At 71.5% G+C, this 25,410-nt stretch carries 23 protein-coding genes and 1 tRNA gene; 10 read left to right on the forward strand and 14 right to left on the reverse strand.

Annotated features, from left to right (window positions below):
* Window positions 1–34: 34 nt before the first annotated feature.
* Window positions 35–898, forward strand: coding sequence for a LysR family transcriptional regulator (locus IE275_RS13680; protein WP_189711349.1), 864 nt, complete (start codon window positions 35–37; stop codon window positions 896–898).
* A gap of 136 nt (window positions 899–1,034) precedes the next feature.
* On the opposite strand, the gene IE275_RS13685 is transcribed toward IE275_RS13680, so the two are convergent.
* From IE275_RS13685 to IE275_RS13695, 3 genes are all read right to left on the reverse strand, one after another.
* Window positions 1,035–1,108: transfer RNA gene (locus IE275_RS13685), tRNA-Pro, on the reverse strand.
* 42 nt (window positions 1,109–1,150) lie between these two features.
* Complete coding sequence (locus IE275_RS13690; protein ID WP_189711351.1) at window positions 1,151–1,945, reverse strand: Pr6Pr family membrane protein; 795 nt, start codon at window positions 1,943–1,945, stop codon at window positions 1,151–1,153.
* Between the two features lie 67 nt (window positions 1,946–2,012).
* The gene (locus IE275_RS13695) at window positions 2,013–2,939 is read right to left on the reverse strand and encodes a metallophosphoesterase (protein ID WP_189711353.1); all 927 of its coding nucleotides are present in this window, start codon (window positions 2,937–2,939) and stop codon (window positions 2,013–2,015) included.
* 94 nt (window positions 2,940–3,033) lie between these two features.
* On the opposite strand from IE275_RS13695, the gene IE275_RS13700 reads away from it, so the two are divergent.
* Window positions 3,034–3,498 (forward strand): GatB/YqeY domain-containing protein, encoded by a 465-nt coding sequence (locus IE275_RS13700; RefSeq protein WP_189711355.1) that lies wholly within the window; start codon window positions 3,034–3,036, stop codon window positions 3,496–3,498.
* A gap of 114 nt (window positions 3,499–3,612) precedes the next feature.
* Here the strand turns inward: IE275_RS13700 and IE275_RS13705 are convergent, their stop codons facing one another.
* A complete protein-coding gene (locus IE275_RS13705; protein WP_189711357.1) occupies window positions 3,613–5,913 on the reverse strand; it encodes a transglycosylase domain-containing protein in 2,301 nt (766 codons plus the stop codon).
* Window positions 5,914–6,320: 407 nt separating this feature from the next.
* Between IE275_RS13705 and wblA the strand changes: the two genes are divergently transcribed.
* Entirely contained in the window at window positions 6,321–6,659 is a 339-nt protein-coding gene (gene wblA, locus IE275_RS13710; protein ID WP_189711589.1) for a transcriptional regulator WblA, read from the forward strand.
* A 183-nt stretch (window positions 6,660–6,842) separates the two neighbouring features.
* Here the strand turns inward: wblA and bagB are convergent, their stop codons facing one another.
* A complete protein-coding gene (gene bagB, locus IE275_RS13715) occupies window positions 6,843–8,180 on the reverse strand; it encodes an ATPase BagB (protein WP_189711359.1) in 1,338 nt (445 codons plus the stop codon).
* Window positions 8,177–9,154, reverse strand: a complete 978-nt coding sequence (gene bagA, locus IE275_RS13720) for an ATPase BagA (RefSeq protein ID WP_189711361.1) — start codon at window positions 9,152–9,154, stop codon at window positions 8,177–8,179. The genes bagB and bagA overlap by 4 nt, the downstream gene beginning before the upstream one ends.
* 278 nt (window positions 9,155–9,432) lie before the next feature.
* Between bagA and sp36 the strand changes: the two genes are divergently transcribed.
* The 4 genes from sp36 to IE275_RS13740 all read left to right on the forward strand — a co-directional run bounded on the left by sp36 (window position 9,433) and on the right by IE275_RS13740 (window position 11,830).
* Window positions 9,433–9,591 (forward strand): Sp36 family protein, encoded by a 159-nt coding sequence (gene sp36 / locus IE275_RS13725; protein WP_020129281.1) that lies wholly within the window; start codon window positions 9,433–9,435, stop codon window positions 9,589–9,591.
* On the forward strand, window positions 9,588–10,052 hold the full coding sequence (locus tag IE275_RS13730; RefSeq protein ID WP_189711363.1) for a RidA family protein: 465 nt from the start codon (window positions 9,588–9,590) through the stop codon (window positions 10,050–10,052). Before sp36 ends, IE275_RS13730 begins: the two co-directional genes overlap by 4 nt.
* Before the next feature lie 69 nt (window positions 10,053–10,121).
* Window positions 10,122–11,003 (forward strand): NUDIX hydrolase, encoded by an 882-nt coding sequence (locus IE275_RS13735; protein WP_189711365.1) that lies wholly within the window; start codon window positions 10,122–10,124, stop codon window positions 11,001–11,003.
* On the forward strand, window positions 11,000–11,830 hold the full coding sequence (locus IE275_RS13740) for an MBL fold metallo-hydrolase (RefSeq protein ID WP_189711367.1): 831 nt from the start codon (window positions 11,000–11,002) through the stop codon (window positions 11,828–11,830). The genes IE275_RS13735 and IE275_RS13740 overlap by 4 nt, the downstream gene beginning before the upstream one ends.
* On the opposite strand, the gene IE275_RS13745 is transcribed toward IE275_RS13740, so the two are convergent.
* Window positions 11,827–12,705 (reverse strand): nucleotidyltransferase domain-containing protein, encoded by an 879-nt coding sequence (locus IE275_RS13745; RefSeq protein ID WP_189711369.1) that lies wholly within the window; start codon window positions 12,703–12,705, stop codon window positions 11,827–11,829. The two genes, IE275_RS13740 and IE275_RS13745, sit on opposite strands and share 4 nt — an antisense overlap.
* A gap of 146 nt (window positions 12,706–12,851) precedes the next feature.
* A complete protein-coding gene (locus IE275_RS13750; protein ID WP_133928442.1) occupies window positions 12,852–13,526 on the reverse strand; it encodes a Crp/Fnr family transcriptional regulator in 675 nt (224 codons plus the stop codon).
* A gap of 252 nt (window positions 13,527–13,778) precedes the next feature.
* On the opposite strand from IE275_RS13750, the gene nth reads away from it, so the two are divergent.
* From nth to IE275_RS13765, 3 genes are all read left to right on the forward strand, one after another.
* The gene (gene nth, locus IE275_RS13755) at window positions 13,779–14,765 is read left to right on the forward strand and encodes an endonuclease III (protein WP_189711371.1); all 987 of its coding nucleotides are present in this window, start codon (window positions 13,779–13,781) and stop codon (window positions 14,763–14,765) included.
* 85 nt (window positions 14,766–14,850) lie between these two features.
* Window positions 14,851–15,546: an NUDIX hydrolase gene (locus tag IE275_RS13760; protein WP_189711373.1), complete on the forward strand. Its 696-nt coding sequence runs from the start codon at window positions 14,851–14,853 to the stop codon at window positions 15,544–15,546.
* Window positions 15,547–15,641: 95 nt separating this feature from the next.
* Complete coding sequence (locus tag IE275_RS13765) at window positions 15,642–16,841, forward strand: MarP family serine protease (protein WP_189711374.1); 1,200 nt, start codon at window positions 15,642–15,644, stop codon at window positions 16,839–16,841.
* 55 nt (window positions 16,842–16,896) lie between these two features.
* Here IE275_RS13765 and IE275_RS45895 read toward each other — a convergent pair whose 3' ends face one another.
* From IE275_RS45895 to IE275_RS13790, 6 genes are all read right to left on the reverse strand, one after another.
* Complete coding sequence (locus tag IE275_RS45895) at window positions 16,897–17,079, reverse strand: hypothetical protein (protein ID WP_229870226.1); 183 nt, start codon at window positions 17,077–17,079, stop codon at window positions 16,897–16,899.
* Between the two features lie 127 nt (window positions 17,080–17,206).
* Window positions 17,207–18,145, reverse strand: a complete 939-nt coding sequence (locus tag IE275_RS13770) for an alpha/beta fold hydrolase (protein WP_189711376.1) — start codon at window positions 18,143–18,145, stop codon at window positions 17,207–17,209.
* Window positions 18,142–18,630, reverse strand: coding sequence for a phage holin family protein (locus IE275_RS13775; RefSeq protein ID WP_189711378.1), 489 nt, complete (start codon window positions 18,628–18,630; stop codon window positions 18,142–18,144). The genes IE275_RS13770 and IE275_RS13775 overlap by 4 nt, the downstream gene beginning before the upstream one ends.
* A gap of 188 nt (window positions 18,631–18,818) precedes the next feature.
* Window positions 18,819–20,231, reverse strand: a complete 1,413-nt coding sequence (gene nhaA / locus IE275_RS13780; protein WP_189711380.1) for a Na+/H+ antiporter NhaA — start codon at window positions 20,229–20,231, stop codon at window positions 18,819–18,821.
* Between the two features lie 194 nt (window positions 20,232–20,425).
* Window positions 20,426–22,384 (reverse strand): acetate--CoA ligase, encoded by a 1,959-nt coding sequence (acs, locus tag IE275_RS13785; RefSeq protein WP_189711381.1) that lies wholly within the window; start codon window positions 22,382–22,384, stop codon window positions 20,426–20,428.
* A 333-nt stretch (window positions 22,385–22,717) separates the two neighbouring features.
* Window positions 22,718–25,297 (reverse strand): bifunctional SulP family inorganic anion transporter/carbonic anhydrase, encoded by a 2,580-nt coding sequence (locus IE275_RS13790; protein ID WP_189711383.1) that lies wholly within the window; start codon window positions 25,295–25,297, stop codon window positions 22,718–22,720.
* Window positions 25,298–25,410 lie beyond the last annotated feature (113 nt).

A 25,410-nucleotide genomic window follows, 5' to 3' on the forward strand; every position in this document is an offset into this window, starting at 1 on the left:
ATACCTGCCAGGTATCACCGCGTAGGCTGCGGCCGTGGACACCCTGGAGAACCGCGAGTTGAGGTACTTCGTGGCGGTCGCCGAGGAACTGCACTTCGGGCGCGCCGCCGAACGCCTCGGCATGGCCCAGCCGCCGCTGTCGCGGGCGATCCAGCAGCTCGAACGGCGCCTCGGGGTCTGCCTGCTGGAGCGCAACCGCCGTGGCGTCCGGCTGACCGGCGCCGGAGAGGTGCTGTTGCACGAGGGCCGGGCGGCCCTCGACGCGACCGCTGCCGCCGCTCGCCGCACCCGCCGTGCCGGCGGCGTCGACAGCCCTGCCGGCCCCCGCGGTCGGCTGGTCCTCGCGGTGAAGGCCGCCGCGTCCCACGAACTGCTGCGGAAACTTCTCGACGCCTACGCGGCCGAGCCCGACAGCGCCGAGATCGAGGTGCTGCCGGGCGGCATCTGCGAGCAGGAGGAGCAGCTGCGCGACGGACGCGCCGATGTCGCGCTCATGTACACGCCGTGGAACTCCCTCGCCGGGTTCGACAGCGAGGCACTGACGACCGAGGGGCAGGTTGCCGTCCTCCCTGCCGGGCACCCCCTCGCCGCCCGCGACACCTTGTCCCTGGCCGAGGTCAGGGACATCCCCGACCTGCCGCTCGCCCGCTGGCCCACCCACGGCACCTACGCACCCGGCCCGGGCCCCGAGATCCACAACCAGACGCAACTGGCCCAGCTGATCGCCCTCGGACGCACCGTGGCGGTCGTCCCCGACTCCGCCCGCTCCTGGCTGTGGGCCGAACACACGGCCGTCCCCTTGACCGACGCGCCACCCGTCGTGACCCACATCGCCTGGCCCGCCCACAGCCGCTCCCTGGCCCTGGCAGGCCTGATCCGCACGGCCGCACGACTATGACCAGCTCCTGCCCCCATCGGTCACCATCCGGGCCAGCTCGGACGCCACCGGGGCGACAGCCACGCAGCGAGACACGCAGCAACGCCAGAGGGCCCTTACCGACTCGGTAAGGGCCCTCTGATCTGCTACTTAGCTGTCGGGGTGGCGGGATTTGAACCCACGACCTCTTCGTCCCGAACGAAGCGCGCTGCCAAGCTGCGCTACACCCCGATGTCGCTGCTGTTCCTGCTTGTCGCGGCGACGTCGTTTACTTTAGCCCACTGGTGGCTGGAGACGAAATCCGGTTTTGGCGCGGTGGCGGATGGGGTTGGGGCGGGCGTGGTCGAGGGCCACGAGGAGGACGGCGAGGGCGTAACAGGCGAGGCCGAGGAGGAGGGCGTTGGCCAGGGTGTGCTGGTAGCCGTGGGTCTCGGCGTCGAGGAACGGGTAGAGGTGGCGGCCGGGCGTGCCCGGCAGGATCAGCTCGGCCCGGGCGAGGAGGAAGGCCAGGTAGGCCAGGGGGTATGCCATCCAGGTCGCCGCCCGGCGCAGCCGCAGCCGGCCGGGGGAGGTCAGCAGCAGCCACTCCAGTACCGCGGCCGTCGGTGTCACGGTGTGGATGAGGTGGTTGGCGATGCCCTGCCAGTCGGAGGAGGCCGCCGTCGCCGTGTCCGCGCCGGTCAGGGAGAACGGGGTCGCCGTGCCTGTCAGGAGCAGGTGGTACACCAGGCCGGCGATCGTGATGTAGAGCAGCGCGGCGCCGGTGAGGGCCGCCGGGAGGGGCCTGCGGGCGGTCCATGCGCGGCGGGCCGACAGGAGCATGACGCCGGCCAGCAGGAGGTTGGCCTGGATCGCGAAGTGGCTCAGTACCCGTGGTGCGCCGCCGAGGCGCAGTTCGAACGCCACGCCCGCGGCCGCCGTGCCGGCGAGGAGTACGCGGAGGATGGCGGCCACGGGGCGGCGTACGGGAGGTACCACCGCCGCGGCGGGGACGAAGGAGGGCAGCAGCCGGTGGGTCCGCGGTATCGCGGGCAGATCCGGGATGTCCCTGGGTATCGGCGCGGTCATGCCCCTCACGCTAGGGAAGAGGGGCAAACCGGGCGATTCGGGTGGGCCGTGCGGGGGAGGGGCGTCCCTACGTGCGCTCCACCAGCGTCAGCAGCGTGACCTCCGGCGGACAGGCGAACCTCACCGGCGTGTACCGGTTCGAGCCGCACCCCGCCGACACGTGCAGGTACGCCGTACGGCCCTCCGCCGTGTGGGTCGACAGGCCCTTCACGCGGTCCGCGTCGAGGTCACAGTTGGTGACCAGGGCGCCGTAGAAGGGGACGCAGATCTGGCCGCCGTGGGTGTGGCCGGCCAGGATCAGGGGGTAGTCGTCGGCCGCGAACGCGTCGAGGACGCGCAGGTACGGGGCGTGCACCACGCCCATCGAGAAGTCCGCGGAGACCGACGGGCCGCCCGCCACGCGCGCGTACCGGTCCCGCTTGATGTGCGGGTCGTCCAGCCCGGTCAGCTCGATCGACACCCCGTCCACCTTCAGCACGCCGCGGGTGTTCGTGAGGTTCAGCCAGCCGGCCGCGTCGAAGCCGTCCCGCAGGTCCTCCCACCGGATGTGGACGACGTCGACCGCGGGCGGGTTGCCGTTCAGGCCGTGGCGGCCCTGGACCTTCTCCATCAGGTAGCGGGCGGGGTTGCGCAGCTTCGGGCCGTAGTAGTCGTTCGAGCCGAAGACGTACGCCCCCGGGAACTCCATCAGCGGGCCGAGCGCGTCCAGGGTCTCGGGGATGCCCTCCGGGTCGGAGAGGTTGTCGCCCGTGTTGATCACGAAGTCGGGGCGCAGCCCGGCCAGGGAGCGCAGCCACCGCTGCTTCTTGCGCTGACCGCCGACCATGTGGATGTCGGAGACCTGCAACACGCGCAGGGGGCGCATTCCGGTGGGGAGTACGGGGACCGTCACCCGTCGGAGGCGGAAGGAGCGGGCTTCGAAACCCGCCGCGTAGGCCAGACCGGCGGCGCCAGCCGCCGCGATGGACAGGGGTACTCCGTATCGCGCGCGCATACTCCCATCGTGTCAGACGCCGGCGGGGCCCCTTTCCTCACCGCCCCCTAAATGAACGGGCGTCGGGCCGCCCACACCTGCGACAATCAAACCCATGACCACGCTCAAGTCGAAGCTCCACGAAGACCTCAACGCCGCGATCAAGGCGCGCGACGAGCTGCGCTCCTCCACGCTCCGGCTGACGCTCGCCGCGATCCAGAAGGAGGAGGTCGCGGGCAAGGAGAAGCGCGAGCTCTCCGACGACGAGGTCCTCAAGGTGATCACCAAGGAGGCGAAGAAGCGCCGCGAGGCCGCGGACGCCTTCACGCAGGGTGGTCGCGCCGAGTCGGCCGAGCGGGAGAAGGCGGAGGGCGAGATCCTCGCCACGTACCTCCCCAAGCAGCTCAGCGAAGAGGAGCTGAACGACATCGTCGCCCAGGCCGTCGAGGAGGCGAAGGCGGCCGGCGCCGAGGGTCCGCGGGCCATGGGTGCCGTCATGAAGATCGTGAACCCGAAGGTGGCCGGCCTGGCCGAGGGCGGCCGCGTCGCCGCCGTGGTGAAGAAGCTCCTCGCGGGCTGACTCGTACGGGCTGACCGGAAACGGCCCCTGCCTCCCGGTACGGGAGGCAGGGGCCGTTTCGTCGGTCCGTGACCGGTGGCCGGTCGGAGGAGCCAGGGGCCGAGGGGCGAGCGCTCAGCCGCGGCGCCCCCCGTTGCCGTTCCCGTTGCTCTGGCCCTGGAACAGGCCGTCCGGGAAGGAGAAGCCGGGGGTCGGGGTGTCGCCGCCCGTGGAGCCGCTGGTCGTGCCGGTGGTCGTGCCGTTGGTGAGCAGGCCGCCGATGAAGCCGTCGCCGTTGTCACCGTCGTTGTTGTCGTTGTTGTCGCCGCGGTCGTCCTCGTCCTCGTCGTCGTGGTCCCGTTCGTTGCCCGGGATGGTGACGAGGTTGAACTCCGGGGCCTCCTTGCCCGAGAGCGCGCCGGTCATCGCGTCGCGCCAGATCGGGCCCGGGGTGTCACCGCCGTAGACCTGGCCGTGGTAGACGCCGCCGATGGAGATGTTGGTCATCTTCACCTTCTGGGTGGCGCTGCCGACCCAGACGGCGCCCGAGAGGTTCGGGGTGTAGCCGACGAACCAGGCGTTCTTGCGCTCGTCCGTCGTACCCGTCTTACCGGCGTTCGCGCGGCCCGACAGCCCGGCCTGCTGGCCCGTACCGGAGTCGACCACACCGCTGAGCAGGGTGTTGACGGTGTCCGCGGTCTTCTCGCTCATCGCACGCGAGCAGGTCGACTTCGGGACCTCCAGCGACTTCTTCGTGCCGCCGACGGTCTGCGTGATCGACTCGATGGCGATCGGGGTGCAGTACATGCCCCGGCTGGCGAAGGCGGCGTAGGCGCTGGCCATGGTGAGCGGGGAGAGACCCGTCGAGCCGAGGGTCATGGACGACGGGACCTCGGGGACCTTGGCGCCGTTGCCCTGGACCACGCCGAGGGCGTCGGTCATCTTCACCACGGGGCACATGCCGATGTCGGACAGCATCTGCACGAAGTAGGTGTTGACCGACATCTCCATGGCCTTCCGCAGTGCGTAGGGCCCGTGCTCCGACTCGCTCTCGTTCTCCAGCTTGTAGTCGCCGTCGTTCACCCAGGGCTTGCCGCTGCACGTCTGGACGGTGGCCGGGTACGGCATCTCGTACGGCGCGGAGTAGGTCTGGTTGGCCGGGCGGCCCTCCTCCAGCGCGGCCGCGGCGACGAACGGCTTGAAGGTCGAGCCGGTCGGGAAGCCGTAGTTCGAGCCGCCCATGGCCGCGTTGACCGAGTAGTTGTACTCGGTCTCGTTCTTGCCGTAGCCGTACGGCTTCGACTGGCCCATGCCGAGGATCTTGCCGGTGCCGGGCTCGACGAGCGTGGCGGCGGCGGCGACCTTGTCCGACTTGTAGACGTGGTCCTTGAGCGAATCCTGGACGGATTCCTGGGACTGCGGGTCGAGCGTCGTGCGGATGGTCAGACCGCCCTGGTTCCAGACCTTGGCCCGCTCCTCCTTCGTCTTGCCGAAGACGGGGTCGCTGAGGAAGACCCGCTCGACGTACTTGCAGAAGAAGCTGGCGCCCTGGACGGCCGTGATGCAGCCGTTCTTCGGCTGGGTGACCTTCAGGCCGAGCGGGGCCTCCTGGGCCTTCGCGGACTCGGCCGCCGAGATGTCGCCGACCTCGGCCATCCGCTGGAGCACGGTGTTGCGGCGCTTGGTGGCCTCGGCCTCGTCGTTGACCGGGTCGTAGCGGCTGGGCGACTGCACGATGCCGGCCAGCAGGGCGGCCTCGGGCAGGGTGAGGTTCTTGGCGTGCTTGGAGAAGTAGCGCTGGGAGGCCGCCTCGACGCCGTAGGCCTGCTCGCCGAAGAACGTGATGTTCAGGTAGTTCTCGAGGATCTTCTTCTTGCCCAGCTCCTCCTCGACCTGGATCGCGTACTTCAGTTCGCGGATCTTGCGGCCGATGGTCTGCTGGGTGGCCTGCGCGACCTTCGTCGGGTCGTCGCCGGCCTCCTCCACGAAGACGTTCTTCACGTACTGCTGGGTGAGCGTCGAGGCGCCCTGGGAGACCCCGCTGCTCTGCACGTTCTTGTTGAGCGCGCGCAGGACACCCTTGAGGTCGACCGCGCCGTGCTCGTAGAAGCGCGAGTCCTCGATCGCGACGATCGCCTTCTGCATGTACGGCGAGATGCTCTTGAGGTCGACGACCGTGCGGTCACGCGAGTAGACCGTGGCGATCTGGGAGCCCTTGGCGTCCAGGATCGTGGTGCGCTGGCTCAGCGGCGGCGTCTTGAGGTTGGCCGGAAGTTCGTCGAACGACTCCACCGAACCCTTGGCGGCCAGGCCCAGCGCGCCGAAGGCGGGCAGCGCGATGCCCGCCAGGACGGCTCCGGAGAGCACGCTGACACCGAGGAACTTGGCGGCCTGCTGCGTGGCGGACAGGCCACCGCCCGAGCGCTTCTTTGGCATGAGGGCAGCCTACGTTCTCATTCGCCGGACACGCGTATATGCCTTGGCCTAAGCTGCTCTCAACTGTCACAGCAGCAGGGCTACGTATCAATACGTCCGGCGACCCCGAATCGTTCCGGAAGTTCCCCGACTTTTTTGGTGGGGGCGTGTCCGAATCCGCCTTGTGTGTCACTTGGCGTCCGTTGTGACTCAACAGAACTGTCCCGTTTGTGGGGATAGTCACGTATGTCGCGGGCTCACTCCCCCGGGTGATCTGCCGCTTACCCATAGTCCGTTCGGGCCATTCAAGATTGGGCCCGAAGGGGGTGTTGCGCTGTGCCCACCTTCCGTAACGTCCTCAACTGGCGGCGGTGAATATGCCGCTGCCGCCGTGGGGGAGCCTCGATTCGGGAGAGGACGGCGCCGGTATGGGCTGGGTAACCGACTGGAGTGCGCAGGCCGCCTGCCGCACTACCGATCCGGATGAACTATTCGTTCAGGGAGCAGCGCAGAACAGGGCCAAGGCGGTGTGCACCGGATGTCCGGTACGCACGGAATGCCTGGCCGACGCGCTCGACAATCGCGTCGAGTTCGGCGTGTGGGGAGGCATGACGGAGCGCGAACGCCGCGCTCTTCTGCGCAGGCGGCCGACCGTCACCTCGTGGCGCCGGCTGCTGGAGACGGCACGCTCGGAGTATGAGCGCGGAGCGGGCATCGTGTCGCTCGACGACGACAGCGTGTACGAGAACTATGCGGCGGTGGGCTGAAGCGGATGCGGCGGTGAGCTGAGGGGGCCTCGGCTCGGCCGCCGACGGAGCTTCGGCCCCGTCGGGCCAATGCTCGGCGGCGCGGGTCTCTCGCTGCCGCCGGTCGCTCGGGGTGTCGTCGGCACGTCCTCGTGTCCCGGCGCTCGCCGTGTCCCAGGCGTGCCGCCAGGCGCACGCGCCTGTTCAGTCGTCGGAGACCTCGGGCAGCTCCGGCCGGTTGGCCGCGAGCCGGTCGCCGATGTCCCGCAGCCCCGTGAGGTCGTGCACATCGCCGGGCAGCGCGCCCACTTCGGTCACCGCGACCTCGGGGTGCAGCGAGGCGAAACGGTCGCGTGTGCGCTGCTCGCGGGAGAGCAGATGCATCCGCTCGGCGTGCAGCCTCAACAGGCCCGCGGTGAGCCGATCGGTGCCGGGGGAGCCGGGAGAGTCGGCCCCTTGATCGGACGCGGTACGCGGTGCGGACGGGGATGCGGGAGATTCTGAACTGCCGTACGTGTCGGGAGAGTTACGAAGTCCAGCTTTCCCGCCGTCCTGATCCACAATGCGGGGCTCTTCAAGATTTTCCGCAGCGGCGAGCGCCCGCTCGGCCGACAGGTGGGCCGCGCCGCTGCCATGGACCCGGTTGAGCACCAGGCCGGCCAGCGGCATGTTCTCGGCGGCCAGCCGCTCGACGAAGTACGCGGCCTCCCGCAGCGCGTCCCGCTCAGGGGCCGCCACCACCAGGAACGCCGTCCCCGGCGCCTGGAGCAGCTTGTACGTGGCGTCCGCGCGCGTGCGGAACCCGCCGAACATCGAGTCCATCGCCGCCACGAACGTCTGGACGTCCTTCAGCAGCTGCCCGCCCAGCAGCTTGCCGAGCGCGCCCGTCATCATCGACATCCCGACGTTCAGGAACTTCATGCCCGCGCGGCCGCCGACCTTGGCGGGCGCCAGCAGCACCCGGATCAGCTTGCCGTCCAGGAACGAGCCGAGCCGCTTCGGCGCGTCCAGGAAGTCCAGCGCCGAACGGGACGGCGGAGTGTCGACGACGATCAGATCCCACTCGTCCCTGGCCCGCAGCTGGCCCAGCTTCTCCATCGCCATGTACTCCTGCGTGCCGGCGAAGCCCGCGGAGAGCGACTGGTAGAAGGGGTTCGAGAGGATCGCGGACGCCCGCTCGGGGTCCGCGTGCGCCTCGACGATCTCGTCGAAGGTGCGCTTCATGTCGAGCATCATCGCGTGCAGCTCGCCGCGCGCGGAGTCGTCGATGCCCTTCACCCGGCGCGGGGTGTTGTCCAGCGAGTCGATGCCCATGGACTGGGCGAGCCGGCGGGCCGGGTCGATGGTCAGGACGACGACCTTGCGGCCCCGCTCGGCCGCCCTGAGGCCCAGTGCCGCCGCCGTCGTCGTCTTGCCGACGCCGCCCGAGCCGCAGCACACCACGATGCGGGTCTCCGGGTCGTCGAGCAGCGGATCGATGTCGAGCACGCGCGCGGGGGAGAGCCGGTGCGCTGTCTTTCCCTGGGCCTGGTCGCGGCTCATGCGATCCCCTGCTTCCGCAGTTCGGTGGCGAGTTCGTACAGGCCCGCGAGGTCCATGCCCTCGGCGTGCAGCGGCAGTTCGTGCAGCGGCAGCTCCAGACCGCCCAGGACCGCGCGCTGCTCCTGCTCCAGCGCGTGCCGCTCGGCGTACTCCTCGGCCTGCCGGAGCAGCGGGTCCACCAGCCGCTCGGCGTGCCCGCCGCGCCGCGCCCCGCCGAGCCCCGCGGCGGACAGCGACCGCGCGACAGAGGAACGTCCGACATTGCGGACGAGTTCCACCTCGTCGGCGTCCAACACCTCGGGGCGGACCATGTTCACGATGACCCGGCCCACCGGCAGCCTGGCCGCGCGCAGCTCGGCGATGCCGTCCGCGGTCTCCTGGACCGGCATCTCCTCGAGCAGCGTCACCAGGTGGACGGCCGTCTCGGGGGACTTCAGCACCCGCATCACGGCCTGCGCCTGATTGTGTATCGGGCCGATCCGGGCGAGCCCGGCCACCTCGTCGTTCACGTTCAGGAAGCGGGTGACGCGGCCCGTGGGCGGCGCGTCCATGACGACGTAGTCGTACACGAACCGGCCGCTCCTGTCCTTCCTGCGCACCGCCTCGCACGCCTTGCCGGTGAGGAGGACGTCCCTCAGGCCGGGTGCGACGGTGGTGGCGAAGTCGATGGCGCCGAGCTTCTTCAGGGCCCGCCCGGCGCTCCCCAGTTTGTAGAACATCTGGAGGTAGTCCAGAAGGGCCAGTTCGGGGTCGATGGCGAGCGCGTACACCTCCCCGCCGCCCGCCGCGACGGCGATCTTGCGCTCTTCGTACGGCAACGCCTCCGTCTCGAAGAGCTGCGCGATGCCCTGCCGGCCCTCCACCTCGACGAGAAGCGTCCGCTTCCCTGCCGTGGCGAGGGCCAGCGCGAGGGCCGCGGCGACCGTCGTCTTTCCGGTCCCGCCCTTGCCGCTGACGACCTGGAGCCTGCTCACGCCTTCGAGCGTAACCAGTCCGTGCCCGAGGCAATCGGCAGGCTGTGGACAACGGGGTCGTTTATCGGCCACATGGCTTGTGGACACCAGCGCGATCGCCGGCCTCGGGGCGTGGGCGCGGCAGGGCGGTCACGGGCCGTGCGGCGGGTGTGCGGCGAGGCTGCCACCGGCCCCCCGGTGTGCGCGTGGGCGGAGTGGTCGCGGGCCCTGACCGGCGCCCCGACCGGCCCACCCGGCCGGGACCGGAGCAGCGCCTCGCAACGGATACAGTCGGCCCCATGACCAAGTGGGAATACGCAACCGTGCCGCTGCTCGTCCACGCCACGAAGCAGATTCTGGACACCTGGGGCGAGGACGGCTGGGAGCTCGTCCAGGTCGTGCCCGGGCCGAACAACCCCGAGCAGCTCGTCGCCTACCTGAAGCGGGCCAAGGCGTGAGCGCCGTCGAGGCGAGGCTCGCCGAGCTGGGCCTGACCCTGCCCGCCGTGGTGCCGCCGCTCGCGGCCTACCAGCCCGCCGTGCAGTCGGGGCCGTACGTGTTCACGGCCGGCCAGCTGCCCATGGTGGACGGCAAGCTGCCGGTCACCGGCAAGGTCGGCGCGGAGGTCACCCCCGAGGAGGCCAAGCAACTGGCCCGCACCTGCGCCCTGAACGCCCTGGCCGCCGTGAAGTCGGTCGCCGGTGATCTGGACCGCATCGCGCGCGTGGTGAAGGTCGTCGGCTTCGTGGCGTCGGCCTCGGACTTCACCGGCCAGCCCGCCGTCCTCAACGGCGCGAGCGAGCTGCTCGGCGAGGTCCTCGGCGACAAGGGCGTGCACGCGCGCAGCGCGGTGGGCGTCGCGGTGCTCCCGCTGGACGCGCCGGTGGAGGTCGAGATCCAGGTCGAACTGGTCCCGTAGCCGCCGCGGAGGTGCCCTGACCTCGGGCACCTCTCGAACATTCGCTCCCCAGGGGATAGCCTCGCGCCCATGGCGAATGGGCAGTGGTTTCCGCAGGACTGGCCGGAACGCATCCGCGCGCTCGCGGACGGCACCCTCACCCCGGTCACCCCGAAACGCGCGGCCACCGTCATGCTCCTGAAGGACCCGAGGGACGGCGGCACGCCCGTCGTGCACATGCTGCGCAGACGCGCCTCCATGGCCTTCGCCGGAGGCGCGTACGCCTATCCGGGTGGCGGCGTCGACCCGCGCGACGACGAGCGCCAGGTGCGCTGGGCGGGCCCCACGCGCGCGTGGTGGGCCGAGCGGCTCGGCGTCGACGGGGCGGGCGCCCAGGCGATCGTCTGCGCGGCCGTGCGTGAGACGTACGAGGAGGCCGGTGTCCTGCTCGCGGGGCCGACCCCCGATTCCGTGGTCGGGGACACGACCGGCGACGACTGGGAGGCGGACCGGGCCGCCGTGGCCGCCCGTGAGCTGTCCTTCGCGGAGTTCCTCGACCGCCGCGGCCTGGTCCTGCGCTCCGACCTGTTGGGCGCCTGGACGCGCTGGATCACCCCGGAGTTCGAGTCCCGCCGCTACGACACCTGGTTCTTCGTGGCCGCGCTCCCCGAGGGCCAGCGCACCCGCAACGCCTCCACGGAGGCCGACCGCACGGTGTGGATCCGCCCCGGCGAGGCCGCCGAGCGGTACGACGAGGGCGAGCTGACGATGATGCCGCCCACCATCGCGACCCTGCGCCAGCTGATGCCGTACGGCTCGGCGGCGGACGCACTGGCCGCGGCGCCCGGCCGTGACCTCACGCCGGTCCTCGCCCGGGCTCGGCTGGCCGACGGCGAGGTCGTGCTGTCCTGGCCGGGCCACGACGAGTTCACCAAGCACATCCCGACCGCCGCCGGTGGAGGCCCCGCATGACGGACGCGAGCACCCTTCCCGGCCGGCCCCGCGGCGGAGTCCTCTCCGGACCGGCCACCGCGCGTGCCGTCAACGTCCTCGCGCCCAACGCCTCCGCGATGACCCTGGACGGCACCAACACCTGGATCGTCGCCGAGCCCGACTCCGAGCTGGCGGTCGTGATCGACCCGGGCCCGCTGGACGAGGGCCATCTCCGCGCGGTCGTGGACACCGCCGAGCGGGCGGGCAGGCGCGTCGCCCTGACCCTGCTCACGCACGGCCACCCCGACCACGCCGAGGGCGCCGTCCGCTTCGCCGAGCTGACCGGCACGCGCGTGCGTGCCCTGGACCCGGCGCTGCGGCTCGGCGACGAGGGCCTGGGCGCCGGGGACGTGGTCGCCGTGGGCGGACTGGAGCTGCGGGTCGTGCCGACCCCCGGCCACACCGCCGACTCGCTCTGCTTCCACGTCCCGGCCGACCGGGCGGTCCTCACCGGCGACACGGTCCTCGGCCGCGGCACGACGGTCGTGGCGCACCCCGACGGCCGGCTCGGCGACTATCTGGACTCCCTGCGGCGTCTGAGGTCCCTCACGGTCGACGACGGCGTCCACACCGTCCTCCCGGGCCACGGACCCGTCCTGGAGGACGCCCAGGGCGCCGTGGAGTTCTATCTCGCCCATCGTGCCCACCGCCTCGCCCAGGTCGAGACGGCCGTCGAGAACGGCTTCCGCACCCCCGCCGAGGTCGTCGCCCATGTGTACGTCGACGTCGACCGCTCCCTGTGGCCGGCGGCGGAGCTGTCGGTCCGGGCCCAGATGGAGTACCTCCAGGACCACGGGCTCATCTAGGGCGGGCCCGGTCGGGCCCCGGTGGAGCCCGGGCGGCGGGGGAGCTGCTCGGGGCGCGGTGCCTTGACGCCGTGCACGCGCGTGTACTCCTCCACGAGCCACGGCCCCAGGTCGTCGACGTAGGAGGCGAGGACCGCGGGGTCGCCGGTCGGCTCGTAGCCGAGGACGGCGGCCGACCGCAGCTGCCGGGCCCGCCGCGGGTAGTACCCGGCGAACGCCTCCGCCATCTCGTGCAGATCGCTGCTCCAGCCGTTCCAGCGGGGCATGACCAGCGTGAACGCCGTGCGTACGAGGTGGCGGGACATGAACCGGACGACGGGCCTGCGGGCCTGCTCGGGGTCCTCGGCGTACGCGGTGCCCGCGACGCGTTCGCGCCAGCGGGGCAGCAGCAGGGCGAGGTCGCCGTTGGTCTCGCGCGCGAGCAGCCCGTCGGGACGGTAGCGGGGCAGGTGCTCGGCGAGGTCGTCCCCGAGCAGCGGGGTGCACAGGCAGGCGACGAAGAACCCGAGGTCGTACGTCTCCAGGTCGCTCAGCAGGCGCTCCCGGCCGTGGAGCAGCGTGCCGCCGCCGTCGATCTGCGGGAACTCCTGGTCGAGCGCCTCGACCAGGGCACGGCCCCCGGCGCGGTCCGCCTCGGTCGGCTCCTCGTGGAGGGCGACCAGGAGGTCCAGGTCGCTGCGGCCCACGCGCGCGGTGCCGCGCGGGATCGACCCGTAGAGGTACGCGCTGTGCAGCCGCGTCCCGTAGAGGTCGGGGAGCCGGTCTCGGACGGCCGCGACGACGGGCCGGAACACGCCCGGCACGCGCGCGAGGGAGCCCTCGCGGACGATGTGTCCCCGGGCGTCGAGGCCTCGGCGGGGAACCGTTTCAGCCATGGGGCACCTGTGCCGGCCCGGGGTCCGTCCGTCCAACGCCCGACAGCGAGGCCGTTCGGGCCGGAGCGGTGGTCCGGGGCTCGGTGGTCCGGGGCGCGGCCCCCGGTGACGGACGCACCGACGGACCTCGCCCCTCGGGCGGACGGTTACCGGGAACGCTTCGCGAGCCGCTCCACGTCCAGCAGGATCACGGCCCGGGCCTCCAGGCGGAGCCACCCGCGCTGGGCGAAGTCGGCGAGTGCCTTGTTGACCGTCTCACGGGACGCGCCGACGAGCTGGGCCAGCTCCTCCTGCGTCAGGTCGTGGACGACGTGGATGCCTTCCTCGGACTGCACGCCGAAGCGGCGCGAGAGGTCCAGCAGGGCGCGTGCCACGCGGCCGGGGACGTCCGAGAAGACCAGGTCGGACATGGCGTCGTTGGTCTTGCGCAGGCGCCGGGCGACGGCGCGCAGCAGGGCGGAGGCCACCTCGGGCCGGGCGTTCAGCCAGGGCTGGAGGTCGCCGTGGCCGAGGCCGAGCAGCTTGACCTCGGTCAGCGCGGTGGCGGTCGCCGTGCGCGGGCCCGGGTCGAAGAGCGACAGCTCGCCGATGAGCTCGCTGGGGCCGACCACCGCCAGCATGTTCTCCCGGCCGTCCGGGGACGTGCGGTGAAGTTTCACCTTGCCCTCGGTGACGACGTAGAGCCGGTCGCCCGGGTCGCCCTCGTGGAACAGGGAGTCGCCACGGGCGAGGGTCACCTCACTCATGGAGGCGCGCAGCTCAGCGGCCTGCTCGTCGTCGAGAGCCGCGAAGAGCGGGTTGCGCCGCAGAACGTCGTCCACGAGTTCTCTCCTTGTCGACCTGCTCAGGGGATCTTGCTCCCCCTTGGTACCAGGGGACCGTGTTCCCCATTTTGCCGGACGGTCCAAACAGTGTGATCTGTCACAAGGATGCCGTACACATGTCCCGTGGTAAGCGGCAGGGGTCCAATTGGGGGCTGATCTTCTGGGTCCGGGGCGGATGTCGGTGCCGGGCTTTAGGCTGGCCGGGTGTCCAAAACGCCGGTGAGAGCACAGGCCAAGGGGGCTGGGCGGGTGGTTGCGCGTCGTGATTCCGCCGAGGGCGAACAGACCTCCGGTGACGGCAAGAAAGCGGCAAAGGTGACAAAGAAGGCTCCCTCGAAGACTGCCTCCGGGACTCCGTCCGAGGCTCTCCCGAAGACCGTCTCGAAGACTTCCCCCGTGACTCCTGCCGCGAAGTCGGCCGCGACTCCCGCCGCGACCGTCCGCCGCTCCGCCGCCAGGAAGCCCGAGTCCCGTACGGCCCTGGTCCGCCGGGCCCGCCGGATCAACCGCGAGCTCGCCGAGGTCTACCCCTACGCCCACCCCGAGCTGGACTTCGAGAACCCCTTCCAACTCGTGGTCGCCACCGTCCTGTCCGCCCAGACCACCGACCTCCGGGTCAACCAGACGACTCCGGCCCTGTTCGCCAAGTACCCCACCCCCGAGGACCTGGCCGCCGCCGACCCGGCGGAGGTCGAGGAGATCCTTCGCCCCACCGGCTTCTTCCGCGCCAAGACCAGGTCGGTCATAGGGCTCTCCCAGGCCCTGGTGGAGCAGTTCGGCGGTGAGGTCCCCGGCCGGCTGGAGGACCTGGTCAAGCTGCCCGGCGTCGGCCGCAAGACCGCCTTCGTGGTGCTGGGCAACGCGTTCGGCCGCCCCGGGATCACCGTGGACACCCACTTCCAGCGGCTCGTACGGCGCTGGAAGTGGACCGAGGAGACCGAGCCGGACAAGATCGAGGCCGCCGTCGGCGCACTCTTCCCGAAGAGCGAGTGGACGATGCTCTCGCACCACGTGATCTTCCACGGCCGCCGGATGTGCCACGCCCGCAAGCCCGCCTGCGGCGCCTGCCCCATCGCCCCGCTCTGCCCCGCGTACGGCGAGGGCGAGACGGACCCCGAGAAGGCGAAGAAGCTCCTGAAGTACGAGAAGGGAGGCTTCCCCGGCCAGCGGCTCAACCCGCCGCAGTCCTACCTCGACGCGGGCGGCCGGCCGGCCCCGCCGCTGGGGGCCGGATGAGGGAGGCGGCGACCGGAAGACGTCCGACGGAACGATCTACCGGTCCTCACGCGTTGGACCGGGCGGAACGGGGGGTGATGCGACGGTGACGCGAGCGAGCGATACGCAGGGCGGTCCGGTGACGCTCAGCAAGAAGGGCCTGCCCGGCTGGCTGGACCCGGTGGTGCACGCCGTGGAGACGGTCGAGCCGCTCCAGCTCAGCCGCTTCCTGCCGCCCGAGGACGGCGCGGGGCGGCAGTCGGCCGTCCTGGTCCTGTTCGGCGAGGGCGAGCACGGCCCCGAGCTGCTGCTCATGGAGCGGGCCGGCTCCCTGCGGTCGCACGCGGGCCAGCCCTCCTTCCCCGGCGGCGCCCTCGACCCGGAGGACGGCGATCCGCACGGCGACGGCCCGCTGCGGGCCGCACTGCGCGAGGCCGAGGAGGAGACGGGCCTGGATCCGTCCGGCGTCCAGCTCTTCGGCGTGCTGCCCAAGCTGTACATCCCGGTCAGCGGCTTCGTCGTCACCCCGGTCCTGGGCTGGTGGCGCGTGCCGAGCCCGGTGGGCGTCGTCGATCCGAACGAGACGGCGCGGGTCTTCACCGTCTCCGTGGCCGATCTCACGGACCCCGAGCACCGCGCCACGACCGTCCACCCCAGCGGCCACCGAGGACCGGCATTTCTGGTCGAATCGGCCCTGGTCTGGGGCTTCACCGCCGGCATCATCGACCGCCTGCTGCACTACGCGGGCTGGGAGCGCCCCTGGGACCGCGAGAAGCAGGTCCCGCTGGACTGGAGGTCATGACAGGGTGTCGTCCGTGCTGTGTCCGCCTGGGGAACGCCCCCCGGCCCCCGGCCGACCTGTAGGGACCGCGAACTGATGAGGCGAGGCGCGAAGCGGTGAACGTGCTGGACATCCTGTTGCTGCTCGCGGCCGTCTGGTTCGCGGTCGTCGGCTACCGCCAGGGCTTCGTCGTCGGCATCCTGTCGGTGATCGGTTTCCTCGGCGGCGGCCTCGTCGCCGTCTACCTGCTGCCCGTGATCTGGGACTGGCTCACCGACAACTCCGAGGTCAGCACGACAGCCGCCGTCGTCGCGGTCGTCATCGTGATCGTCTGCGCCTCCATAGGCCAGGCCTTCACCACCCACCTCGGCAACAAACTGCGCCGCTACATCACCTGGTCCCCGGCCCGCGCGCTGGACGCGACCGGCGGCGCGCTGGTCAACGTCGTCGCGATGCTGCTGGTGGCCTGGCTGATCGGCTCGGCGCTGGCCGGCACCACCCTGCCGACGCTCGGCAAGGAGGTCCGCAGCTCCAAGGTGCTCCAGGGGGTGTCCCGGGCGCTGCCCACCCAGGCCGACACCTGGTTCGCCGACTTCTCCTCCGTCCTCGCGCAGAACGGCTTCCCGCAGGTCTTCAGCCCGTTCGCCAACGAGCCCATCACCGACGTCCAGCCGCCCGACCCGGCGCTGGCCGGCAGCGCCGTGGCCACCCGCGCGCAGCGCTCCATCGTCAAGGTGATGGGCACCGCGGAGAGCTGCGGCAAGGTCCTGGAGGGCACCGGCTTCGTCTTCGCCGAGCGCCGCGTCATGACCAACGCGCACGTCGTGGGCGGCGTCGACGAACCCACCGTCCAGATAGGCGGCGAGGGCCGCAAGTACGACGCCAAGGTCGTGCTGTACGACTGGAAGCGCGACATCGCCGTCCTGGACGTACCGGAACTCGACGCTCCGGCACTCCGGTTCACCAGTGACGACGCCGCGAGCGGCGACGGGGCGATCGTCGCGGGCTTCCCGGAGAACGGGTCGTACGACGTCCGTGCCGCGCGTGTGCGCGGGCGCATCACGGCCAACGGGCCGGACATCTACCACCGCGGCACCGTGCGCCGTGATGTGTACTCCCTGTACGCGACCGTCCGCCAGGGCAACTCCGGCGGCCCGCTGCTCACGCCCGACGGCGAGGTGTACGGCGTGGTGTTCGCGAAGTCCCTCGACGACGCCGACACCGGCTACGCGCTCACCGCGGACGAGATCCAGGAGGACATCGACGAGGGGCGTAGCGCGGGCCAGCAGGTGGGCAGCGACAGTTGCGCCCTCTGACGGCCCTGCGGGGGTGCGTGGCGGTGTCCTCGGCCGGACGGGCCCTGTGCGGGGGTCAGCCTCGCGGGTGACGCAGGCGTACCGACACCCAGCGGGCCCGGCGGCGCAGGATGCGTGGAATGCCCACCCGGAGGTCTGAGCCCGGCAGTTGCGGGTCGGCGCCTCGTTGGTGGGGGCTCAGGCCGTTGGCCGAGCGGCGGTTGCGTGCTGCGTCACTGTAGTCGTGCGTCCAGCCCATACACCGACGTCTGCCCCCGCCCGAAGGTCGATAACCGCCCTCGGGGCGGCCAATTGGCCTATGCGCCGGGCAAGTGGCCGTTCGTAGAACAGGCGTTCCGCTTTGCGTTCCGGGCGCGACGGATCGGTCACCGATCGGGTTCGGGATCCTTCAGCCAATTGACCAGTTCTGTACTGAAAGCGACCGGATCCTCCTCGTGCGGGAAGTGCCCCAGCCCGTCGAACAGCCGCCAGCGGTACGGCGCCTCCACGTACTCCCCGGAGCCGGCCGCGCTGCGGGTGCGCATCACCGGATCGAGGGACCCGTGCAGATGCAGCGTCGGCACCCGCACGGGCCGCTTCATGCGCCGGTAGAACTGGACGCCGTCCGGCCGGGCCAGCGAGCGCACCAGCCACCGGTACGGCTCCACGGAGCAGTGCGCCGTGGACGGGATGCACATGGCGCGCCGGTACGTCTCCACCGCCTCGTCGTCCGGCAGCAGCGGGCCGGACCAGTCCCGGATCAGCCGGCCCACCAGCTCCCCGTCGTCCGCGGTCAGCTGCCGCTCCGGCACCCACGGCCGCTGGAACCCCCAGATGTGGGAACTCGCGGTCGTCTGCCGGACGTCGGCCAGCATCGCCGAGCGCCAGCGCCGGGGGTGCGGCATCGAGGCGACGGCGAGCCGGCGGACCAGCTTGGGGCGCATCACGGCCGCCGTCCACGCCAGATATCCGCCCAGGTCATGGCCGACCAGCGCGGCGTCCGGCTCGCCGAGGGAACGGATCACGCCCGTGATGTCGAGGGCCAGGTTGGCCGGGTCGTAGCCCCGGGGCGTACGGTCGCTGCCGCCCACGCCCCGCAGATCCATCGCGACGGCCCGGAAGCCCGCGTCGGCCAGTGCGGTCAGCTGGTGCCGCCAGGTCCACCAGAACTGCGGGAAGCCGTGGACGAGCATCACCAGCGGCCCGTCGCCGGCCTCCGCGATGTGGAAGCGGGCGCCGTTGGCCGCGACCTCGCGATGCGTCCAGGGGCCGTCCGGCCGGACGACCGAGGAGGGCTGAGCCGAAGAGGTGCCGGGGTCCGTCATGACGACGAGCGTGCCACAACCTCGATGGCCACCGGCTCCCGGTCCTGCGGCAGCTCGGGCCGCGGGTGCGGCTTGGCGTTCTGCAGGACGCCCGCCGTCTCCTTCATCGACGCGGCCACCTTCTGCGGGCCCTGGCTCTTCTTGGCCTTCTTCGCGAAGATCACGCCGACCAGTGCGAGGACGACCGCGACGAGCACGTTCGCCGCGAAGGACAGCAGGAAGCAGATCGCGAGGTTCCAGTCGCTCCAGGTCCGAATGCCGTACGCCAGCGCGAAGTTCAGCATCGGCAGGGAGAACACCAGCACCGCGCCGGCCACCGTGAACGCCCCGCCGCTCACCGCGCCGCGCTTCACGTCCTGCTTCAGCTGCGCCTTCGCCAGCGCGATCTCGTCGTGCACCAGGGCCGACAACTCGGTCGTCGCCGAGGCGAACAACTGGCCGATGCTGCGTTCGGCGCCGACCGGGCTGCCGTCGGGTGCGCTCATCGCGATCTCCCTCTTCTGCTGCTGTGTGTTTCTTGCTGCTGTGCTGCTTCTGGCTTCTTTTGTACCGTCCCGTCAGATCATGCCGGACGGTCGCCGTCCTCGCCTGCCCCGCCCACGACTTCGGCCCCCATGTGTGTACGGAGGGAGCCTCGCCGGCCCGGGGGAACCCGCGCGCGGGCCCCACGCCCCTACCCGGATTCCTGGCCGGCACGCTCCCCGGCCCTGTCCCGGGCGAGCTCCTCGGCCCGGCTGCGATGCTCGGCGGCCTTGCGGTCGTGGATCTCGGCCATCCGCAGGTGGCAGGCCGGGTCGTCCTGCTCGTAGACGTCCGGGATGCCGTCGAGGTCCTCGTCGCGCTCCTCGGCCTCGTACAGGCTCCGGTAGCGGGCGTTGCGCAGCTTGAGCAGCACGGTCGCCAGGGTCGCCGCGATCAGCGAGCCCACCAGGACCGCCGCCTTGACCTCGTCCGTGAGGGCCTCGTCGCCCTCGAACGCCAGCTCCCCGATGAGCAGCGACACCGTGAAGCCGATGCCGGCGAGGGTGGCGACGGCGAAGACATCGGCCCAGGCGAGGTCATCGCTGAGCGAGGCGCGGGTGAAACGCGCGGTCAGCCAGGTCCCGCCGAGGATGCCGACCGTCTTGCCGACGACGAGCCCGAGCACCACCCCGAGCGTCTCCGGCTGCCCGAACACATCCGCGAGCGCGCCGCCGGAGATCACCACCCCGGCACTGAACAGGGCGAACAGCGGCACCGCGAGGCCCGCCGACAGGGGCCGGACCAGATGCTCGATGCGCTCGCCCGGGGAGTGGTCCTCGCCCTCGCGGGTGGTGCAGCGCAGCATCAGGCCCATGGCGACACCGGCGATCGTCGCGTGGACGCCGCTGTTGTACATCAGCGCCCAGATCACGAGCGCGAGCGGTACGTACACGTACCAGCCGCGGACGCCCTTCCTCAGCAGCAGCCAGAAGACGAACAGGCCGGCCACCGCGCCGCCCAGCGCCGCGAAGTCGAGGTCGTCCGTGAAGAACACCGCGATGATCAGGATCGCGAACAGGTCGTCGACGACCGCGAGGGTGAGCAGGAAGGCGCGCAGGGCGCCCGGCAGGGACGTACCGATGACGGCGAGCACGGCGAGCGCGAACGCGATGTCCGTGGCCGTGGGCACGGCCCAGCCGCCGAGCGAGCCGCCGCCGGTGATGTTGGTGAGCGTGTACACCAGCGCCGGTACGGCCATCCCGCACAGCGCGGCGGCCACGGGGAGCGCGGCCGCCCGGGGGTCCTTGAGGTCACCGGCGACCAGCTCGCGCTTCAGCTCGATGCCGGCGACGAAGAAGAAGATCGCGAGAAGCCCGTCGGCCGCCCAGTGCTGGACGGAGAGGTGCAGACCGAGGGCCTCGGGACCCAGGTGGAAGTGGCTGACGCTCTCGTAGCTGTCGTGCAGTGCGGGGACGTTCGCCCAGATCAGGGCGGCGACGGCGGCGACCAGCAGCAGCACACCGCCGACGGTCTCGGTGCGCAGCGCATCCGCGACGAACGTCCGCTCGGGCAGCGACAGACGCCCGAGGACCTTGCGGGGGACGGGGGTGCGGGGCGCGGTCACGGGGGAGACCTCCGGTCGGTGGGCAGGACTGAGCACATGCCGACCAGACTTCCCGGCGCACCTGAGGCAGAGATTTTTTTGTTTACTTTACCTAAGGTGTGCGCGGGGGGCATCCGGTGATCCCCACGGTAGGCGCCGAGAGGGCACCCGGCGCGGTCTCCGCCCGCCGGGTGCCCTCTCGATGTCGTACGTCCTCAGTCCTCGCTGGGCGCCGCCGGGAGCTTCGCCTGGATGAGGTCCATGACCGAGGAGTCGGTCAGCGTGGTCACGTCACCCAGCTGGCGGTTCTCCGCGACGTCCCGCAGCAGACGGCGCATGATCTTGCCGGAGCGGGTCTTCGGCAGCTCGGCCACCGGCAGGACCCGCTTGGGCTTGGCGATCGGACCGAGCGTGGCGCCGACGTGGTTGCGCAGCTCGCCGACGAGGTTCTCGTCCTCGGCGTTCGCCGTGCCACGCAGGATCACGAAGGCGACGATCGCCTGTCCGGTCGTCTCGTCCGCCGCGCCGACCACGGCCGCCTCGGCGACCGACGGGTGCGACACCAGCGCCGACTCCACCTCGGTGGTCGAGATGTTGTGGCCGGACACGAGCATCACGTCGTCGACGCGGCCGAGGAGCCAGATGTCGCCGTCGTCGTCCTTCTTCGCGCCGTCGCCGGCGAAGTACTTGCCCTCGAAGCGGGACCAGTACGTGTCGAGGAACCGCTGGTCGTCGCCCCAGATGGTGCGCAGCATCGACGGCCACGGCTCGGTGAGCACCAGGTAGCCGCCGCCTCCGTCGGGGACCTCCCGCGCCTCGTCGTCGACGACGGTCGCGGAGATGCCCGGCAGCGGGCGCTGCGCCGAGCCGGGCTTGGTCTCGGTGACGCCCGGCAGCGGCGAGATCATCATCGCGCCGGTCTCCGTCTGCCACCACGTGTCGACGATCGGCGTCCGGTCGGCACCGATGTGCTTGCGGTACCAGATCCACGCCTCGGGGTTGATCGGCTCGCCCACCGACCCCAGGACGCGCAGGCTCGACAGGTCGAACTTCGCGGGGATGTCGTCGCCCCACTTCATGAACGTCCGGATCGCGGTGGGCGCCGTGTAGAGGATCGTCACCCCGTACTTCTGCACGATCTCCCAGAACCGGCCCTGGTGCGGGGTGTCCGGCGTGCCCTCGTACATGACCTGCGTGGCGCCGTTCGCCAGCGGGCCGTAGACGATGTACGAGTGCCCGGTGACCCAGCCGACGTCGGCCGTGCACCAGTACACGTCCGTCTCCGGCTTGAGGTCGAAGACGGCGTGGTGGGTGTACGCCGCCTGGGTGAGGTAGCCGCCGGAGGTGTGCAGGATGCCCTTCGGCTTCCCCGTCGTCCCGGACGTGTAGAGGATGAACAGCGGCTGCTCGGCCTCGAAGGGCTCGGCGGCGTGCTCGGCGGACTGCCGCTCGACGATCTCGTGCCACCACACGTCACGGCTGTCGTCCCAGGCGACCTCCTGGCCGGTGCGCCGCACGACCAGCACATGCTCGACGTTGTCCACGCGCGCGACCGCGTCGTCCACGGCCGGCTTCAGCGCGGACGGCTTGCCGCGCCGGTACCCGCCGTCGGAGGTGATCACGACCTTGGCGTCGGCGTCCTGGATCCGAGTGGCCAGCGCGTCGGCCGAGAAGCCGCCGAAGACGACCGAGTGCGCGGCGCCGATCCGGGCGCACGCCAGCATCGCGACCGCCGTCTCCGGGATCATCGGCATGTAGACGGCGACGCGGTCGCCCTTCTCGACGCCCAGCTCCAGCAGCGCGTTGGCCGCCTTCGACACCTCGTCCTTCAGCTCGGCGTAGGTGATGGCACGGCTGTCGCCGGGCTCGCCCTCGAAGTGGATGGCGACCCGGTCCCCGTGCCCGGCCTCCACGTGGCGGTCGACGCAGTTGTACGCGACGTTCAGTTCGCCGTCCTTGAACCACTTGGCGAACGGCGGGTTCGACCAGTCCAGCGTCTCCGTCGGCTCCTTGGCCCAGGTCAGCCGGCGGGCCTGCTCGGCCCAGAAGCCGAGCCGGTCAGCCTTGGCCTGTTCGTACGCCTCCGCCGTGACGTTGGCGTTTGCGGCCAGGTCGGCGGGCGGCTCGAACCTGCGCTCTTCCTTGAGCAGGTTGGCCAGGCTCTCGTTGCTCACGACATCTCCCGTTCGAAGGGTGTCCGTTGTGTCCCAGGCCACAGCTCATCAGACCCAGGGGTCCGGTGACAAGGGTCGCCGAAAAATTGGTTTAGACCTGTTGTGGTGGCTGGGGTCGACTGGGGGTCGACCTGGGGCCGCCGGCGGGCGCGGCCGGTGGGCGCGGCTGGGATGACCGGGTCATCCGGGTCATCCGTACCCACGGACGTCGATCGAGCGAAGTTCAGCCGGTGTAACGCCTTTCACACTCCTTGTCCTGCCGGGGGTGGGTGGGTGTGGCCTGTTCGGGGGTGGTGGGGGCGCGGCGGTGGGCAGGGGGGCGGGAGGCTCGCCTCACGCCGTCAGGTCCGCCGCTCCCACGTGATCGAACAACTCCCCTTCCGCTCCCTCGGCGAGCAGATACGCCTGTGCCTCGCCCACGTGGAAGTACAGTCCGTGCAGTTCCAGCGCCCCGTCCCGCAGGGCCCGGGCCACCGATTCATGGGCCCGGAGATGGTCCAACTGCTGGACCACGTTGGTCAGGCAGAGCTGCTCGACCGCGTCCGCGGGCGCCCGGCCGGCCAGCCGGGCCCACGGACGGCTCTCGTCGGCCATCCGCTCCAGGCTCGGCAGCCCGTGCCGCAGCCACCGCTTCAGCGGGGTCTGGGCACCACCGGGTTCGGAGTCGAACAGGGCCTGCATGGCCCCGCACCCGGAGTGCCCGCACACCGTGATGGACCGTACGTGCAGCACGTCGACCGCGTACTCGATCGCCGCCGCCACCGAGTCGTCCCCGCTCTCCTCGCCGAGCGGCGGCACGAGGTTGCCCACGTTGCGCACCACGAAGAGGTCGCCCGGACCACTGGAGGTGATCATCGAGGTGACCAGGCGCGAGTCGGCGCAGGTCAGGAACAGCTGGGTCGGCCGCTGCCCCTCCCTGGCCAGCCGCGCCAGCTCCCCACGGACCAGCGGGGCGGTGTTGCGCTGGAAGGCGGTGATGCCGCGCATCAGCTGGCTGCCGCCCGCTGTGCCGGGGGTGGGTTCACGGAGGTCGGGTGCGTCGGGGGTGGACGGTGCGGTGGGCGTGGTGGGCGCGGTGGATGTGGTGGATGTGGTGGGGGTGGTCGGGGTCTCGGGCATGGTCGGGGTGTCGGGCGTGTGCGGTGTGCCGGGTGCGGTGGAGGTGGTGGAGGGGGTGGCGGCTCCGACGCGTGCGGCTGCTCCCGTCGGGCGGCCGTGGCACTGGTGGTTGCGCCACGGTGTCCAGGGGCGGCAGCGGCACTCGGCCCGGGCGGAGCCGGTGTCGGGGTGGGTGCCGGCATCGGTGGCCGTCTCGCCGCCGGTCCCGCCTTCGGCTTCGGTATCGGCTCCGGTGCCGACGCGGCGGCCGGTCAGTTCGACGACGCCGTCCTGTGCGGTGTGCGTCTTCTGCCAGTCCTGGAGGGCCTCGTACGCGGCGTGGTCCATGAAGGAGCCGTCCAACTCGACCACGGCATGGGCGCCTTGGGGGATGTGGTGCAGGGCTCGGCTCAGCCGGGGTACCGCGAGGAACGTCAACTGGCCTCGTACATGGACGTAATGGACTCCTTCCCGTTCGTCATGGGTGATGCGGGTGCGGGCGAGGCGGTGCAGGGCGACGGCGACGGCCACGGCGACCCCCAGCAGCACGCCCTCCAGGACGCCGAGGACCACCACGCCGAGGGTGGTGACGGCGTACACCAGCACCTCTCGGTGGCGGGTCACCGTGCGAATGTGGTGCAGGGACACCATCTGGATGCCGACGGCCATCACCAGGGCGGCGAGCGAGGCGAGCGGGATCAGCTCCAGGATCGGGACCATCAGCAGTGCGGCGACTACTACGAGAACGCCGTGCAGCGTCGTGGAGTTCCGGCTCACGGCACCCGCGTGGACATTCGCCGAACTTCGTACGGCCACCCCCGCGACGGGCAGCCCGCCGAGCGCGCCGGAGACGATGTTGGCGGCGCCCTGCCCGAGCAGTTCGCGGTCCAGGTCGGACCGTCCGAGGCGGGCGGCGCGGCCGGGGCCGGCGGCGAGCAGACCGGGGCGGGAGGCGATGAGCTTGTCGACGGCGACCGCGCCGAGGAGCGACTGCACACTGCACACCAGCGTCACGGTGAGGACGGCCGCGACGAGCCCGAGCGCCGGGCCCTCGGGCAGTCCGGCCAGGGCGTGGCTGCGCCAGGAGGGCAGGTCGACCTTGGGCAGGGTGAGGCCGGTGAGCGCCGCGGTGGCGGTGGCTCCGGCGACGGCGACCAGGGCGGCGGGCAGCTTGCGCAGCAGACGGCCGGCCCGACCCGGGATGCGGGGCCAGAGCAGCAGCAGGGTCAGGGTCAGCGCGCTCACGGCCACCGCGGCGGGTTGCAGCCCGGCCAGCTGCGCGGGCAGGGCGCGGAGGTTGTCGAGCACGGCGCTCTGTGGTGTGCCGCCGAGGACGATGTGCAGCTGGGCGACGGCGATGGTGACGCCGATACCGGCGAGCATGCCGTGCACGATGGCGGGGCTGACGGCGAGCGCGGTGCGCGCCACGCGCAGGCAGCCGAGGCCGAGTTGGGCGAGGCCGGCGAGGACGCTGATGGCGCAGGTCGTCCGCCAGCCGTAGCGCTGGATGAGGTCGGCGGTGACGACCGTGAGCCCGGCGGCGGGGCCGCTGACCTGGAGCGGCGAGCCGCCGATCCGGCCGGCGACGATCCCGCCGACGGCGGCGGCGACGAGGCCGGCCTGGAGCGGTGCGCCGGTGGCGAGGGCGATGCCGAGGGACAGCGGGAGGGCGATCAGGAAGACCGCGATCGCGGCGGACACATCGGCGCCGGCGACGCGGAAGCGCCGGGGCGGGGTCGGTGGCGGGCTGTGGGGTCGGTGGATGCGCTGGGTGCGCGTCGGATGGTTGGTGCGGGTGGGGACGCAGGCGGACATGTTCCCGTCTCCTCCGGGGCAGCGCGGTCGCGGAACAGGTGGTCCCTCATGGGTCATGGGGGCGGTCGCGGCCGTGGGTCACGGCGTACAGCGGCGGGATGAAATCAACGCTC

Origin of the sequence: Streptomyces phaeofaciens (genome assembly GCF_014648915.1) — a bacterium.
Lineage (GTDB): Bacteria > Actinomycetota > Actinomycetes > Streptomycetales > Streptomycetaceae > Streptomyces > Streptomyces phaeofaciens.

Excerpts from the sequence above, each read along its gene's own strand:
- IE275_RS13690 (WP_189711351.1), bottom strand. The coding sequence starts at position 1,945 with ATGACCGCGCCGATACCCAGGGACATCCCGGATCTGCCCGCGATACCG.
- IE275_RS13695 (WP_189711353.1), bottom strand. The coding sequence starts at position 2,939 with ATGCGCGCGCGATACGGAGTACCCCTGTCCATCGCGGCGGCTGGCGCC.
- IE275_RS13700 (WP_189711355.1), top strand. The coding sequence starts at position 3,034 with ATGACCACGCTCAAGTCGAAGCTCCACGAAGACCTCAACGCCGCGATC.
- IE275_RS13705 (WP_189711357.1), bottom strand. The coding sequence starts at position 5,913 with ATGCCAAAGAAGCGCTCGGGCGGTGGCCTGTCCGCCACGCAGCAGGCC.
- wblA (WP_189711589.1), top strand. The coding sequence starts at position 6,321 with ATGGGCTGGGTAACCGACTGGAGTGCGCAGGCCGCCTGCCGCACTACC.
- bagB (WP_189711359.1), bottom strand. The coding sequence starts at position 8,180 with ATGAGCCGCGACCAGGCCCAGGGAAAGACAGCGCACCGGCTCTCCCCC.
- sp36 (WP_020129281.1), top strand. The coding sequence starts at position 9,433 with ATGACCAAGTGGGAATACGCAACCGTGCCGCTGCTCGTCCACGCCACG.
- IE275_RS13735 (WP_189711365.1), top strand. The coding sequence starts at position 10,122 with ATGGCGAATGGGCAGTGGTTTCCGCAGGACTGGCCGGAACGCATCCGC.
- IE275_RS13740 (WP_189711367.1), top strand. The coding sequence starts at position 11,000 with ATGACGGACGCGAGCACCCTTCCCGGCCGGCCCCGCGGCGGAGTCCTC.
- IE275_RS13745 (WP_189711369.1), bottom strand. The coding sequence starts at position 12,705 with ATGGCTGAAACGGTTCCCCGCCGAGGCCTCGACGCCCGGGGACACATC.
- IE275_RS45895 (WP_229870226.1), bottom strand. The coding sequence starts at position 17,079 with ATGGGCTGGACGCACGACTACAGTGACGCAGCACGCAACCGCCGCTCG.
- IE275_RS13770 (WP_189711376.1), bottom strand. The coding sequence starts at position 18,145 with ATGACGGACCCCGGCACCTCTTCGGCTCAGCCCTCCTCGGTCGTCCGG.
- IE275_RS13775 (WP_189711378.1), bottom strand. The coding sequence starts at position 18,630 with ATGAGCGCACCCGACGGCAGCCCGGTCGGCGCCGAACGCAGCATCGGC.
- IE275_RS13790 (WP_189711383.1), bottom strand. The coding sequence starts at position 25,297 with ATGTCCGCCTGCGTCCCCACCCGCACCAACCATCCGACGCGCACCCAG.